This window comes from Candidatus Latescibacter sp. IFSED24 (assembly GCF_058273205.1).
Window position 1 is genome coordinate 4,336,699 of record NZ_CM177850.1, and the last position, 14,711, is coordinate 4,351,409.

General features: G+C 69.1%; 10 protein-coding genes. 6 read left to right on the top strand and 4 right to left on the bottom strand.

What is annotated here, in order from left to right; all coding sequences use genetic code 11:
- Positions 1 to 159: 159 nt before the first annotated feature.
- From nuoE to IFSED24_RS17320, 4 genes are all read left to right on the top strand, one after another.
- Positions 160 to 633: an NADH-quinone oxidoreductase subunit NuoE gene (nuoE, locus tag IFSED24_RS17305; RefSeq protein WP_491332733.1), complete on the top strand. Its 474-nt coding sequence runs from the start codon at positions 160 to 162 to the stop codon at positions 631 to 633.
- 2 nt (positions 634 to 635) lie between these two features.
- Positions 636 to 2,414 carry an NADH-quinone oxidoreductase subunit NuoF gene (gene nuoF, locus IFSED24_RS17310; protein WP_491332734.1) on the top strand — a complete coding sequence of 593 codons (1,779 nt, stop codon included), beginning with the start codon at positions 636 to 638 and terminating at the stop codon, positions 2,412 to 2,414.
- Between the two features lie 4 nt (positions 2,415 to 2,418).
- Positions 2,419 to 5,514, top strand: a complete 3,096-nt coding sequence (locus IFSED24_RS17315; RefSeq protein WP_491332735.1) for an FAD-dependent oxidoreductase — start codon at positions 2,419 to 2,421, stop codon at positions 5,512 to 5,514.
- A gap of 180 nt (positions 5,515 to 5,694) precedes the next feature.
- On the top strand, positions 5,695 to 5,850 hold the full coding sequence (locus tag IFSED24_RS17320; protein WP_491332736.1) for a hypothetical protein: 156 nt from the start codon (positions 5,695 to 5,697) through the stop codon (positions 5,848 to 5,850).
- Positions 5,851 to 5,886: 36 nt separating this feature from the next.
- Here IFSED24_RS17320 and IFSED24_RS17325 read toward each other — a convergent pair whose 3' ends face one another.
- Positions 5,887 to 7,884, bottom strand: a complete 1,998-nt coding sequence (locus IFSED24_RS17325; protein WP_491332737.1) for a tetratricopeptide repeat protein — start codon at positions 7,882 to 7,884, stop codon at positions 5,887 to 5,889.
- 178 nt (positions 7,885 to 8,062) lie between these two features.
- Here IFSED24_RS17325 and IFSED24_RS17330 point away from each other — a divergent pair, with 178 nt between their 5' ends.
- The gene (locus IFSED24_RS17330; RefSeq protein WP_491332738.1) at positions 8,063 to 9,064 is read left to right on the top strand and encodes a dihydroorotate dehydrogenase-like protein; all 1,002 of its coding nucleotides are present in this window, start codon (positions 8,063 to 8,065) and stop codon (positions 9,062 to 9,064) included.
- A gap of 88 nt (positions 9,065 to 9,152) precedes the next feature.
- Here the strand turns inward: IFSED24_RS17330 and IFSED24_RS17335 are convergent, their stop codons facing one another.
- Together IFSED24_RS17335 and IFSED24_RS17340 are read right to left on the bottom strand one after the other, a co-directional pair.
- The gene (locus IFSED24_RS17335; protein WP_491332739.1) at positions 9,153 to 9,767 is read right to left on the bottom strand and encodes a peroxiredoxin; all 615 of its coding nucleotides are present in this window, start codon (positions 9,765 to 9,767) and stop codon (positions 9,153 to 9,155) included.
- Between the two features lie 74 nt (positions 9,768 to 9,841).
- Positions 9,842 to 12,040: a FlgD immunoglobulin-like domain containing protein gene (locus IFSED24_RS17340; RefSeq protein ID WP_491332740.1), complete on the bottom strand. Its 2,199-nt coding sequence runs from the start codon at positions 12,038 to 12,040 to the stop codon at positions 9,842 to 9,844.
- A gap of 243 nt (positions 12,041 to 12,283) precedes the next feature.
- Here IFSED24_RS17340 and IFSED24_RS17345 point away from each other — a divergent pair, with 243 nt between their 5' ends.
- Positions 12,284 to 12,871, top strand: coding sequence for a hypothetical protein (locus tag IFSED24_RS17345; RefSeq protein ID WP_491332741.1), 588 nt, complete (start codon positions 12,284 to 12,286; stop codon positions 12,869 to 12,871).
- A 98-nt stretch (positions 12,872 to 12,969) separates the two neighbouring features.
- Here IFSED24_RS17345 and IFSED24_RS17350 read toward each other — a convergent pair whose 3' ends face one another.
- Positions 12,970 to 14,529, bottom strand: coding sequence for an FG-GAP-like repeat-containing protein (locus IFSED24_RS17350; RefSeq protein ID WP_491332742.1), 1,560 nt, complete (start codon positions 14,527 to 14,529; stop codon positions 12,970 to 12,972).
- Between the last annotated feature and the right edge of the window lie 182 nt (positions 14,530 to 14,711).

The window sequence follows — 14,711 nt, forward strand, 5'->3', positions numbered from 1 at the left end:
CCGCACTTAAAACCCGCCAAAGGCGCTGATCTTGATTCTCGCAGGTCGCTCCGGAATTGTTTGGCTTTCCCTTACCGCTGACTATCTTTGACCCACAAACCGACCGAATCCGGTCCAATAAGGTTTCCTAGAGCGACCCAAGCGATGCGGGGTGCACCCATGGAAGCGACTGCCAGTCAGGTCATCGATCTCATCCGCCCCTTCAAGGGCCAGGTCGGCATCACGATCCCGGTGCTGCAGGCCATCCAGACCAACCTCGGCCACCTCCCTCCCGACAGCTTCGACCTCATCGAGCAGGAACTCGGGATCCCGGCCAGCAAGGCCTATGGGGTGGCCACGTTCTACGCCCAGTTCCGGATGACCCCGGTGGGCAAGAACCTCATCAAGGTCTGCGACGGCACCGCCTGCCACGTCAAGGGCAGCGAGACCATCATCACCGCCATCCGCGACCACCTCGGGCTCGCGGCCGAGGAAGACACCACCTCCGACATGGTCTTCACCGTCGAGGAAGTGGCCTGCCTCGGTTGCTGCTCGCTGGCGCCGGTGATGATGGTGGGAGAGACGACCTACGCGAACCTCAACGTCGAGAAGATCCGCGAGATCCTCGACGATTTCCGCGGGAAGGAGGCCTAGGCATGGACAAGACGACCATCCTGGTGGGCTACGCCTCCTGCGGCATCGCCGCCGGAGCGAAGGACGTGCGCGCCTTGCTGGAGGCGAAGGTGGCCGAGACCGGCGCCGACGCCGTGGTCAAGCAGACCGGCTGCATGGGCATCTGCTTCGACGAGCCCATCGTCGAGGTCCACGACGCCAGGGGCCGCTGGGTCTACCGCAAGGTGAACGAGCGCAAGGCCGAGCGGATCTTCAGCGAACACGTGCAGGGCGGCCAGCCGGTGGAGGGCTACCTCTTCCACGAGCTCAGCGACGGCACCCGCGAACCCAAGTACCTCATGTTCAAGCAGCAGGAGCGGATCGCGCTGGCCAACTCGGGCGTCATCGACCCCGAGAACATCGACGACTACCTGGCCAAGGAAGGCTACCAGGCGCTGGCGAAGTCGCTCCAGGAGTCGACTCCCGACGAGGTCCTGCAGATCGTGATGGATTCGGGGCTGCGCGGCCGCGGCGGCGCCGGGTTCCCCGCCGGGCTGAAGTGGAGCTTCGCCAAGAAGAGCGCGGGCGACGTCAAGTACCTGGTGTGCAACGCCGACGAGGGCGATCCCGGGGCGTTCATGGACCGCAACCTGCTCGAGGGCGATCCCCACGCGGTGCTCGAGGGCATGGCCATCGCCGCCTACGTCATCGGCGCCGAGTACGGCTACGTCTACGCCCGCGCCGAGTACCCGCTGGCGATCCACCGCCTCAACATCGCCATCGGCCAGGCCCGCGAGCGCGGCTACCTCGGCAAGAACATCCTGGGCACCGGCTTCTCCTTCGACATCAAGGTCAAGGAGGGCGCCGGCGCCTTCGTCTGCGGCGAGGAGACCGCGCTCTTCGCGAGCATCGAGGGCGAGCGCGGCATGCCGCGGATCCGCCCGCCGTTCCCCGCCGAGGCCGGGCTGTGGGGCAAGCCGACCAACAACAACAACGTCGAGACCTACGCCAACGTGCCCTGGATCGTGCGCCACGGCGCCGACGCCTACAAGGCGTTCGGCACCGAGAAGTCCACCGGCACCAAGGTGTTCTCGCTCGCCGGCAAGATCGAGCGCGGCGGCCTGGTGGAGGTGCCCATGGGCATCCCGCTGCGCGAGGTCATCTTCGACATCGGCGGCGGCATCCCGCGCAAGCAGGAGTTCAAGGCGGTGCAGCTGGGCGGCCCCTCGGGCGGCTGCGTTCCCGCGTCGCTGCTCGACACCCCCGTGGACTACGAGTCCATCAACGCCACCGGCGCCATCATGGGCTCGGGCGGCATGGTGGTCATGGACCAGAACACCTGCATGGTGGAGGTGGCGCGCTACTTCCTGAGCTTCACCCAGAAGGAGAGCTGCGGGAAGTGCACCTTCTGCCGGCTGGGCACGCTGCGCATGCTCGAGGTGCTCGAGCGCATCACCCGCGGCGAGGGCCGCGAGGGCGACATCGAGGAGCTGGAGAACCTGGCCGAGCAGATCAAGGGCGCCAGCCTCTGCGGCCTGGGGCAGACCGCGCCCAACCCGGTGCTGACCACGCTCAAGTACTTCCGCGAGGAGTACGAGGCGCACATCCGCGACAGGAAGTGCCCAGCCGGCCAGTGCAAGGAGCTGATCACCTTCCACATCACGGCCGAGGATTGCACCGGTTGCGGTGCCTGCAAGAAGGCCTGCCCCAGCGACTGCATCACCGGCAGCAAGGGCGAGCCCCACGAGATCATCCTCGACGATTGCATCAAGTGCGGTTCCTGCCGCGAAGTCTGCCCCACCGGGGCCGTATACACGAGGTGATGACATGACCGTGCAGATCACCATCAACGGCAAGCAGCTCGAGGTTCCCGCCGGCACCAGCATCCTGGACGCCGCCGCCGGCGCGGGGTGCGAGATCCCCACGCTGTGCCGCGACAAGGAACGCGAGCGCCCCTTCACCTCGTGCTTCATCTGCCTGGCGCAGATCGAGGGCATGGGCCGCATGGTGCCCGCCTGCGGCACCGCCGTGCGCGACGGCATGGTCATCGACGTGGACGGCGACCGGGTGCGCGAGGCGCGCAAGACCGGCCTGGAGCTGCTGCTCTCCGACCACAACGCCGACTGCAAGGCGCCGTGCCACAAGATGTGTCCGGCCCATGCCGACGTGCAGGGCTACGTCGGGGCCATCGCCAACGAGGACTACGAGGCCTCGATGAAGATCCTGCGCGAGAAGATCCCGCTGCCGGGATCGCTGGGCCGCGTCTGCCCGCATCCTTGCGAGGAGGACTGCCGGCGCGCCCGCGTCGAAGCGCCCATCTCCATCCGCAACCTCAAGCGCTGGGTCTCGGACTGGGAGCGCGAGCACGGCGTGATCCTGCCGCAGCTCGAGCCGTTCTCGGGCAAGCGCGTGGCCATCGTCGGCGGCGGCCCCGCCGGACTCTGCGCCGCCTACTACCTGCGCATCAAGGGCCACGGCTCGGTGATCTACGACCAGATGCCCCAGCTCGGCGGCATGCTCCGCTACGGCATCCCCGAGTACCGCCTGCCCAAGGCCGTGCTGGACTGGGAGATCGAGCAGATCATCAGCATGGGCGAGATCGAGGCGCGCTGCGACCAGGCGCTGGGCCGCGACTTCACCGTGGCGCAGCTCGAGAACGAGTACGACGCGGTGATCCTGGCCATCGGCGCCTGGAAGGCCAAGGGCCTGCGGGTCGACGGCGAGGACCACGCCCGCGTGTTCGGCGGCATCGACTACCTCTGCGAGGTGGCGCTGGGCCGCACGGTCGACCTGGGCCGGAAGGTGATCGTGGTCGGCGGCGGCAACACCGCCATCGACGCGGCGCGCACGGCGCGGCGCCAGGGCTGCGACGTCACCCTGGTCTACCGGCGCACGCGCAACGAGATGCCCGCCGAGGCCGAGGAGATCCACGACGCCGAGGAAGAGGGCGTGCTCTACGAGTTCCTGGTGGCTCCCACCGGCCTGCGCTTCGACGGCGACCGTCTGGTGGGCATGGAGTGCCAGCGCATGGAGCTGGGCGAGCCCGACGACTCGGGCCGCCGCCGTCCGGTGGCCATCGAGGGCAGCGATTTCCTCATCGAGGCCGACGCCATCATCAAGGCCATCGGCCAGGACATCGAGCCCGGGGTCATCCCCGAGGACGCGGTGGACCAGACCAGGTGGAGCACCGTCAACGTCCACCGGCCCACCTTCCGCACCAACCGCGAGAAGGTCTTCGCCGCGGGCGACCTGGTCACCGGGCCGCAGCTCGTGGTCGACGCGGTCTACATGGGCCGCAAGGCCGCCGAGGGCGTGGACCTGCTGTTCAGCGGCAAGGAGTACGTGGAGCAGATGGACATCGTCTCCACCCGCGTCGACGTGCCCGACAGCCTCTTCGCCGAGTACGAGAAGCGCGACCGCCTGGAGCCGGTCTTCCTCGAGCCCGCCGTGCGCGTCCAGAGCGACGTGGAGGTGGACACGGGGTTCACCCGCGAGCAGGCCATCGCCGAGGCCGAGCGCTGCCTGAGCTGCGGCTGCCAGGACGTCTTCGAGTGCAAGCTCAAGCGCTACATGGACGAGTACCAGGTGGATCCCCAGCGTTACGCCGGCGAGACCCACGACTACGCCGTGGACGAGAGCCACGAGCACATCCGCCGCGATCCGAACAAGTGCGTCAAGTGCGGCAAGTGCGTCGAGGTCTGCGAGCACGACCGCGCGCTGGCCGTGTTTGGCTTCTCGTCGCGCGGCTTCGACACCAACATCGGCCCCGTGCTCGACAAGCCCATGCAGGAGACCATGTGCGAGGCCTGCGGCGACTGCGTGGCGGTCTGTCCGGTGGGCGCGCTCACCGAGAAGACCCCGCTCGACAAGCCGGGTCCCTACGACACGGTGCCCGCCGACTCCACCTGCGCCGGCTGTTCGCTGGCCTGCGAGGTGGGAGTGCACGCTCTGGCCGACAAGATCATCCGCGTGACGCCGCAGGAGGACGGCTGGAACGACGTGCACATGTGCCGCAAGGGTCGCTTCGAGTGGGTGGACGCCAACGCGGCCGCTCCCGAGGTCGACCGCGAGGCGGCGCTGGCCGAGCTGGTCCGTGAGCTCGCCGGCGGCCGCATCGTCCTGGGCAGCGACTGCACCAACGAGGAGGCCGTGCTGGCCCGCGCCGTGGCGGCCAAGCTGGGTGGCGAGGTTGGCTGGCTGGCGCCCGGCGCCGTGGCCCATGCCGCGCAGAACGCCGCCGTGGACGCGGCTTCGGGCACCCCGACGCTGGCCGAGCTGGCGACCTGTCAGGACATCGTCGTGGTGGGCGCCGACCTGGGCGAGGGTTTCCCGGTGGCGGGCGTGATGCTGCGCCGGGCCATCATGCACGGCGCCGAGGTGAAGTACGCCGGCTGTACGGGCCATCGCGCCGGCACCTCGCGCGAGGTGGCTCTGGACGACCGTGCCGCCATGACCGAGATCCTCGCCCGCGAGGGCGCGGTCCTGGTGATGGGCCCGGGCGCCGGCGATCTCGGCGCACTCGTCCGGGAGACCGGTTGCCAGGTGCTGCCGTTGCGGTCCGGGGTCAACGCCACCGGACTCGACGCCCTCGGCCTGGCGCCGGTGGACGCCGGCGCGCTGGCCAACGGCACGCCGACCCTGCTGCTGGGCGACGCGCCGGTGGGTCTGCCGCGTCCGCAAGCGTTCTTCGCCGCGCAGAGCGTGGCGCAGACCGTCAAGGTCGACGCCGATCTGTTGCTGCCGCGCACCCACTACCTGGACGACCAGGGGACCATCGTGGCCACCGACGGCCGGGTGTGCGAGCTCCGGCCCGCCCGCCCGCGTCCGGCCAACTGGGAGCTGCTGCGCGATCTGGCGGTGGCCGCCGGAGCGGACGTGGACGTGGAGGCGGCGCTGGCGGAGGCGCGGGCGCTGCAGGTCTAGGATCACCAGCACAGGCTGATGCGAGGCGCGGGGCCCCGGCAGGGGCCCCGCTTCTTTCATGACCATCAGTGACTAAAGAGATTAAAAAATACTTTATTTGTCGTACTTGTTATTATATAATACTTATTGTGTTTTTTTTGCTGCTTTGGGTGAATCCTTGACCTGGAGACGAGACTGGCCATGGCGAAGATCTACGAGAAACCACGTCTGTCGACCCTGCCCCTGGAAATGGGCGTGTTCGGTAACTACGGAAACAGCGGTGGTGGCGGTTGCGATGACGGACAGCACCACGGTGGCTGGCGCTGGGGCTGGCGCTGGGGCTGGCACTGGTGGTAGCCCGGCGGTAGCCAGGAGACGGGCACCTGTTCCGGCTCACTGGCGCTCGAGGGCCTCGAGACTGCGGCGCACTCCGGGATCGTCCGGGTGCGCCGCCTTGGCTTGACGCAGGGTGGCCAGGGCCGCATCGGGGTCGCCGGTCAACTGTTGCTGGGCCGCCAGGAGCAGGAGCGGCTCGACCCTGTCCGGTGCGCGGGCCAGCAGGGCGTCGATCTCGATCCGGGCGGCTGCCAGCGAGTCGGCCCGCAGGAGCGTGCGCGCCAGCAGGATCCGGGCGTCCACCGCCGCGGGATCGTGGCGCAGCAGGCGGCGCAGGTGCGGTGTGGCCTCGGCGCTGCGGCCCGCGGTGTCGAGCAGCTGGGCGAGGACAGGGGCCAGGAAGCGGTCTCCGGGCACGATGGCCAGCCACGACGACAGCGCGGTCAGCGCCTGCTCCAGGTTCGCCGGCGACGCCCCGGTTACGAATTCGTGGATCGCGGGCACGGTGACCGCGACGGGATCGAAGGGCGACCCGTGCCGGGCGATGACCTCGTCCCGGGCGCCGCGCCGCGCGTAGACCAGGGCGTTGTGGGTGAAGAAGACGCAGACCCAGTCCGGGTCGGTGCGTAGTCGCCGGCGCAGGCCGTAGTCGCCGCGCGGTCCCGGTCGGCGGTCCACCACGGCGAGGGAGATGTCCCAGCGGTCGCACAGCTCGTCCCAGCCCTCGCCGGTGCTCATGAGGCGCCCGTAGGCGTCGAGGAAGCCGGGCGGGTAGATGTCGAGGCGGCCGTCGATGAACACCTCGCGCTGGGGCCAGAGGTCGTGGATGAGGTAGCCGCCGAAGCCGAGCAGGTTGAAGAGTCGCCCCTCGGGACCGATGGCCTGGAGGAACCGCGTGGTCCCGGCGAGCGCCACGTCGTCGGCGATCCCGAGGCCCGGCCGGCGCACGTGGTCGGGGCCCATGGGCACGCCCCAGCGGAAGACCGCCGGCACGCCGACCGCGATCACCGCCAGCACCACCGCCGGCACGACCAGCGCCAGGGCCGATCGCCGGGCGAGCCACGCACCGTGCACGCCCACCAGGAGCGGCACGATCACCGCGAATTCCGAGACGCCGCGCACGTTGCGCACCGCCAGGATCGCCAGCGCGATGCCTGGCAGCAGCACGGGCCACGCCAGCTGGCGGCGCGAGGCGGCGAGCAGCACCGCCAGCACCGCGGCCACCACGGCGAGGTCGAGCCGGAACAGCGCGCCCTGGAAGCCGGGGTGGAAGATGCTGCGCAGCTCCTGGATGGCGTCACGGATCTCGGCGCGGGTCACCAGCTGCAGCGGATAGAGCAGGGCGTGCACGTGGTTGGGGCTGAGCAGGGTGGTGAGCACGAGGACGACCAGGGTGACGAGCAGGGTCCGCAGGCGCGCGGCCCGCTCCGCCGGCACGGTCTGCCGGAGATCGCCGAGCCAGAACAGCGCCACGACAAGCAATCCGAGCACGAAACCAGAGTGCAGGTTGGCCCAGACCAGGAAGACCGGCACCAGCAGGAACCGGTAGCGCCGGCGGCCGGTGACCTGTTCGAGTCGCAGGAGCAGGAGCGTGAGGCCCAGCAGGGCGGCGGTGAACATGTGGGGACGCAGGAACGCCCGGGTGGCGAGGAGGGGTCCGGCCAGGAGCACGCCCAGGGCCACGGCGGCCAGCCGGTCGCGCCAGCCGGAGCCCACCAGTGCCGCCGCGGCGGCCAGCGCCAGGGCGGCCATGGCGAGTCCGGCCTTGAAGAGGATCAGCAGGTCGATGCCGCCCAGACGAGCGATCCCGGCGAAAATCACCTCGGCCAGCCACTCGTGAGTCACCCAGTGCCGGCCGGCGGCAGTGTAGGTGAAGATGTCGGTGGTGGGGATGGTGTGCTCGGCGAGGATGACCTCGCCCGTCTTCAGGTGCCACCAGATGTCGCGGTCGGGGTTGGGGAACACGGTGAGCAGTCCGGCCGTGAACACGGCGGCGACCAGGGCCAGCAGGGCGATTCGGGACGCGGTGGCGGGTCGGGGGTGGTGGCGCTGCACGGGGGGTCTCCTGCGGTCTCGAGTCGGTCGGGGTTCGCTCGTGAGGACTCTAGCACATTCCGCGCCGCTGACCAGGACCGGCCGCGCTCGTCCTTTCCAATTCGCGGTGGACGTAGTATGTTGCCCAAAATGGCGGTTAACCGCTGCGATGGGCCCAGAAACCAGGAGTCGAAGAGCCATGGCCGACACCAATCTGAACCTCGCCACGCGCTATCTGGGACTGGAACTGCCGAGCCCCCTGGTGGTGGGCTCCAGCGGCGTCACCGACTCGGTGGAGGGCATCCAGGCCTGCGAGAAGGCCGGCGCCGGCGCCGTGGTCCTCAAGTCGCTCTTCGAGGAGCAGATCGCCGCCGAGGTCGATCAGGTGATCGCGGCGTCCGAGAGCCCCTACTGGCATCCCGAGGCCGCCGAGTACATCAGCGGCTACGGCACCGAGAACGCGGTGAGCGAGTACCTGCGCCTCATCGCGGAAGCCAAGAAGGCGGTCTCGATCCCGGTGATCGCGTCGATCTGCTGCGTCTCGCCGCTGGGCTGGCCCAAGTTCGCCAAACAGATGGCCACCGTGGGCGCCGACGCCCTCGAGCTCAACGTCTTCGTGCCCCCGGCCGACCCCGACCGCACCGGCGCCCAGAACGAGCAGATCTACTGCGACGTGCTCGCCGCGGTGAAGAAGCAGGTGTCGATCCCGGTCTCTTTGAAGGTGGGCTGCGTGTTCTCCAGCTTGCACGAGACCTTCCGGCGCCTGCAGCGCAAGGGAGCCGACGGCCTGGTGCTCTTCAACCGCTACTACCAGCCCGACCTGGACATCGAGAACTTCCAGGTAGTGGCCGGCCCCGCGCTCAGCTCTCCCGAGGAGATGTACCTCACCCTGCGCTCGGTGGCCCAGCTCTCGGGCAAGCTCGAGTGCGACATCGCCGCCACCACCGGCGTCCACGACGGCACCGCGCTCATCAAGCAGCTCCTGGTGGGCGCCACCGTGGTCCAGGTGGCCTCGGCGCTCTACCGCCACGGTCCCGAGTACCTCGCCACCATGCTCGACGAGCTGCGCGGCTGGATGCAGCGCCAGGGCTTCGAGAACCTCGCGCGCTTCCGCGGCCGCATGCGCCAGGACTCCTGGCCCGACGGCGCGGCCTACGACCGGGTGCAGTTCATGAAGCGGACGGTGGGCGGGGTGGTCTGAGCGGATTTCGCGCTGCCGGATTCCAGTTCGCTTGAAGAGCCCCACCCTGAGGTGGGGCTCTTCTTCAAGCAAGCCGTCGCGGTGAGAATCAGTCGTTCAACGCCTCGTGCACCTTGCCGACCATCTCGGGTCCCGGACGCAGGGTCTTGTCGCCCTCGTCCTTCCACTTGGACGGGCAGCCCTCGTCGGTCTTGCGCGCGAGGTAGATGTTGGCCTTGAACTTCCGCATGAGCTCGTCGATGTTGCGGCCCATGTTGTAGAAGTTGACCTCGGAATTGAAGAGCGTGCCGTCGGGCGCGATGATGAACGTGCCGCGCAGCGCCAGGCCCGAGGTGTGGTCGTAGACGCCGAAGAGCTTGCTGACCGTGCCGGTGGGGTCGGACCCCATGAGGTACTTGACGTCGGCCAGTTCCTTCTCGTCACGTTTCCAGGCCAGGTGCGTGAACTCGGTGTCGGTGGAGACGGTGATCAGCTCGGCGCCGATCTTGGCGAAACGATCCTGCTGCTCTGCCAGAGCAGCGAATTCGGTCGCTCAGACGAAGGTGAAGTCGGCGGGGTAGAAGAACAGGATGGTCCACTTGCCCTTCTCCTTCAGGTCGGCCAGCTTGACCTTGGCGAAGTCGTGGGCCTTGGGATCGTAGCAGGTCAACTCGAAGTCGGGCACCTGCATGCCGACCTTGACCTCGGTGAGAGCTTCGGTCATGGGGTCCTCCTCGGTGAGGGTTCGCGGTGACGAATGCGCCCCAATCTAGAGATGTTTCCCGCCGACGGCACGGGTCACTTCACCAGGGTGACGCGATTGGCCACCGTCCGCCCGCCCTGCGCCAGCTTCACGAGGTAGATCCCGGCCGCCACGGTCCGCCCGCCGTCATCGCGACCGTTCCAGGCGGCGGCATGGGCGCCGGCCGGCAGCTCCTCCTGCACCAGGGTCCGCACGTGGCGTCCTCCCACGTCGAAGACGTCGAGGCTCACGTGGCCGGCGGCGGGAGTGACGAAGCGTAGAACGGTGCGCGGGTTGAACGGATTGGGCTGGCCTCCATACAGCATGGGCGCCTTGGCCAGGGTCCGGGAGACTCCGGTGACCTGGCCCAGCACCTCCGCCATGATCCACTCCTTGCCGGCCGGAGTCACGAACACGTGCTCCTCGTTGGCCGCCGGGAAGTAGATGGCGTCGAAGGGCGTCAGGGCGAGGGGATCCGGTACGTCGGTCAGGTTGAGGAACACGTCGTCGGTGGCCACGGCCAGCGCGCTCACCGTGGGGATGAAGGCGTGGTTGGGGTGCAGGGCCACGATGTCGCCGTAGGGCGCGCTGGTGTCGGCGAGCTGGGCGAGCGAGGGGCGCCAGCCGCCGGGGGCGGCGTCGAGGGGGCGCAGGCCGCTCACCGTGACCGTCTGCTCGGTGTCGGGCAGCGGCCAGATGAGATCGATCAGGCCGTGGAAGATGGTGCCGGCGGTGTGGTCGGGAACGGACCAGATGTTGCCGACGATGTCCACGAGCAGGCTCTCGTACTCCCAGCTTACGAGCTGGGCGCCGGGCGCATGGCCCTGGTCCTGCGCGTGGCCACTGCCGTTGGCCAGGGCCGCCAGGCGCGGCTGGGCGGGCCAGCCGCCGAGGTCGGCCAGTTCGGCCATCAGCTCGCCGAAGGTCGGGTCATGGTCGCCGTCGGCGCTCGCGTGGTGGTAGAGCAGCATCTGACGCGCGGCGGGGGTGTCCAGGCGGCCCAGCATGTAGGCGGCCTCGGCGGATTCGTCCTGGAAGAAGGCCAGCCAGTGCTGGAGGCCCAGGGGGATGTTGGCGCCGTTCTGGGCGCCGTCGAAGGAGAGGAAGGTGCGGACGCCGTGGGGCGTCGCATTGGCCTCGAGATGGCAGAGCGCGTAGCGGCTCACGAGGCCGCCCATGCTCGCTCCCACCAGGCAGTAGGGCTGGTCTGGAGCGGCGGCCTCCACGGCGGCCAGCAACTCGGTGACCACGAAGGCGTTGCGCTGGATCGGAGCCGTGGACTCGGTGAAATCGAGCACCACCGCGTCCAGTCCCGTGGCGCGCAGGTCCTCCAGCAGGTTCTCCTGGTTCAGCAGCGCGTAGAGCTCGGGCCAGCCGAGCGAGTCGTCGAGGTCGAACCCCTCGACCACGACCACCGGCGCGGTGAGCGTGTCGTGGCCCTCGGCGAGGTAGACGTAGGCGTTGCCGGTGCCGGCCGCGCCGCCGTAGGGCGTGCTCGCGGTGATGGGCCAGGTCTCGCTGGGCGCGGGGGTGTCCAGGGCGATCACCTCGAAGCGGCTGCGGCTGGTGAGGACCTCGCCGCCGGCGAGGCGGGCGCGCAGGCGAAGGATGCGGGGGCCCACGGTAAGGTATGCCGTGACCAGGGTCTGGCCGGGGGCGAGGGGCCGCCAGCCGGCGCCGTCGTCGAGGTCCACCACCAGATCGTCCAGGCGGGTGTCGGAGACCAGGAACCGCGACGGCAGCGTGAAGGCGACCGTGTGGCCGCGGTGGGTGCCGGCGACCAGGGGCGCGGCCGCGAACACGCGGCCGGGGCGGGTGAGCGCCGCCGGATCCACGCCGGGAGCCACCGTCAGGCCGCGGTCGGTGGCGAGCAGGCGTCCGGAGTCGAGCACGTCGCGGCGCAGGCGATGGTGGGCCAGGTTGATCAGCGCCAGCGGGATGGTTTCGTCGCCGTGGCCCGCCGGACGCAGGTCCTGGGGGTGGGGCCAGGACCGGGGTTCGGTGGTGGCCCCGTGCAGTTCGTGGAGCATCTGACGCAGGACGGTCGCCGAGATCATGGGGGCGTCGGGCCCGCCGTCGCAGATCGCCAGGGCCGAGAGCAGCACCACCCGGTCCAGCAGCACGCCCGAGGGCGAGGCTGACGGCGGCAGGGTCGCGAGCGCTGAACGCAGGGCCGGATTCGGGCCTGCGATGGCCGCGGCAGCAGTCAGGACGAGCAGCAGCAGTGCCAACGGGGCGCGAAGACGGTCAGGCATGGGATCTCCTCCGGGATGGTGCGGATGCATTATACCCCGCCCAGGAACCGCAGGAAAGCAGACTCTGGCAGCCTTCTTTCGGCCGATCGTGTCCAGCCAGCCTCCGATCCCGGAGAACCATGCCCCTCGACATTGCAAATCGTTGACAAATGTTCGCAAAATGTGATAATCTGCCGGTCTGAAGCAGGAGTATGGCTTTCCATCCACCTGCGTGCTCGCCAACGCATGACGAAGGGATCCGCAATGAAGAAAGTTATCGTGCTTCTCCTGACCCTGGCCGTCGCCGGCTCCGTGGTCGCGGCTGATATGCCGAAGGACGTGGATACGGTCGATTACCAGATGGACAACCCCAGCCGCATCGTGATCGCCGGTGAGCTCACCGACACCACGCCGACCTGGCATCGCTGGCGCCCGACCAGCTACTCCGAGCTGGGCCTGAACTGCGACCTGGTCATGGCTACGGACTACGCCACCGACCCCCACTTCGACATGTACTGCTTCAACGTGAGCGACTCCGAGCCCGTGGAGTTCGTGGTGACCGACGCCGGTTTCGACACGGTCATCTACATCTACTGCGACCCGTTCGATCCCATGGATGCCACGCTGAACGCCGTGAAGATGGATGATGACAACGGTCCGGGCCTGCTCAGCGCCATCGTCGCTGCGGACGGCGTGACCCTCACCCCGGGTCTCGACTACTGGTTCATCATCTGCTCGTACTCGACCTCCATCGGTACCTACTCCGTCCAGACCAGCGAGAACGTGGCGCTGTGCGGCGGCGTGGCGGCCGAGTCCAAGACCTGGAGCAACCTGAAGGGTCTGTTCGAGTAAGACGTTCTCCGGTTCGTCCGGTAGCGTGCGTGGCCCCCGACTCCGGTCGGGGGCCACTTCTTTGCTGCCGGGGCGGGTCCGGACCCGGGTGAGGCCCCCTACTTCACGAGCACGAGCCGCGCCACGTCCCGCACCTCGCCGGCGGCGAACCGGCAGAGGTACACGCCGGCGGCCGCGCTCTGCCCGTCCTGATCGCGGCCGTCCCAGCGGATCTCGTGACGGCCGGCGCTGAAGGTCCGGGCCGCGGCCAGGGTCCGCACCAGCCGACCCGCCGCGTCGTGGATCGCCAGCGAGACCGGTCCCGCCTCGGCCACCTCGAACGCGATGGTGGTGGCCGGATTGAAGGGGTTGGGGTAGTTGCCGCGCAGCGCGGTGGCCGCCGGGGTGGCCGGTTCGACCGCGGTGGTGGGCGGCACGGCGTAGAACACCTTGACGCACGGCTCGCCCGAGTTGCCCACCACCAGGTCGGGCCACTGGTCGCCGTTCAGGTCGCCCAGCGCGATGGCCGTGCCCACCGAGGGCGAGTCGTAGGTCCACGAGGGCGGGCCGTCCAGCACGCCGTCGCGGTTGACGTAGACGTGGACCTTGCCGTCGGAGAAGTGGCACTCGATCAGATCCTGGTCGCCGTCGCGGTCGATGTCGCAGAAGCGCAGGTCGCTGTGGCCGTGGTACGAGGCCTGCGACTCCCAGGTCATGGTCATGGCGGTGGCGTCGTTGGACCAGAGCTGGGTGGGGTCGTGGCCCACGGCGAGGTCCAGCCAGCCGTTGCCGTCGACGTCGGCGAAGGCCACGCCCTTGTCCGCATCGTCGTCGCCGGTGGTCCAGATGGGGGCGGTCTGGAGCTGGCCGTCGCGGTTGTCGTAGATGCCGGTCTCGAAGTTCACCCACTTGCTCACGCCCAGGTCCTCCCAGCCGTCGCCGTTCCAGTCGCCCACGGCGAGGAAGCCCTGGATCGACTCCTCGGCCGACTGCCACGAGGGCACCGTCTCCAGCGTGCCGCCGTCGTTCACGAACATGTAGAGCGGGCGGTACGGGTCGTACTGCGAGGCGCCCTGGTTGGCGGTGACCACGTCGGTGTCCCCGTCGTGGTCGAAGTCGAAGAGGATGGCGTAGTTGTTCCACGAGCCGCCGGGCTCGGCGCTGGACCAGCCCGGCGTGGTGGACGGACCGTCGGGGCCGCCGAAATAGATCACCGACGGATACGCGAGGCCGCCGCCGTTGGCCGCGAAGACGTCGGGGTACGCGTCGTCGTCGATCAGCCCGACCTGGACGTCGCCGGTGGAGACCTCGTCGTCGGAGACCCAAGAGGGGCTGGCCTCGAGCTGGCCGCCGGTGTTGAAGTAGATGAGGTTCTCCCAGTCGTCGTAGGGCGGGTAGCTGTTGCTGATGTAGCAGCCCACCACCACGTCGTTCCAGCCGTCGCCGTTCAGGTCGGCCACCTGCAGGCCGCCCACCTGCCGGCGCAGGTCGTTCTGCCAGTCGGGCTGGGTGCCGAAGTAGACCTCGTCGCTGCGCACGGTGACCAGGCCGTCGCCGGCGTCGGGGTCGAGGATGACGGTCTCGTGGCCGTCGGCGGAGACCTCGCGGGCGGGTTCGCCGGCCGCCGCGGATAGGGCCCAAAGCAGCAGGGCGAGGCAGGAGAGCAGGGTGCGCATCATGGCAGACCACCTGGGCTGGAGGAAGCGGGGGAGTCCAGGTTGATTGTAGCGGATTCCAGGGGTCGGTTCCAGCGGGTCGCACGCGACGGAATCGGCGGTCGGAGCACCGGCGCCCGGTGTCCAGCGCCGATCTGCCGATTTCAAACCCCCGCCAGACATGCTAGCCTCCGCCCACCACCACC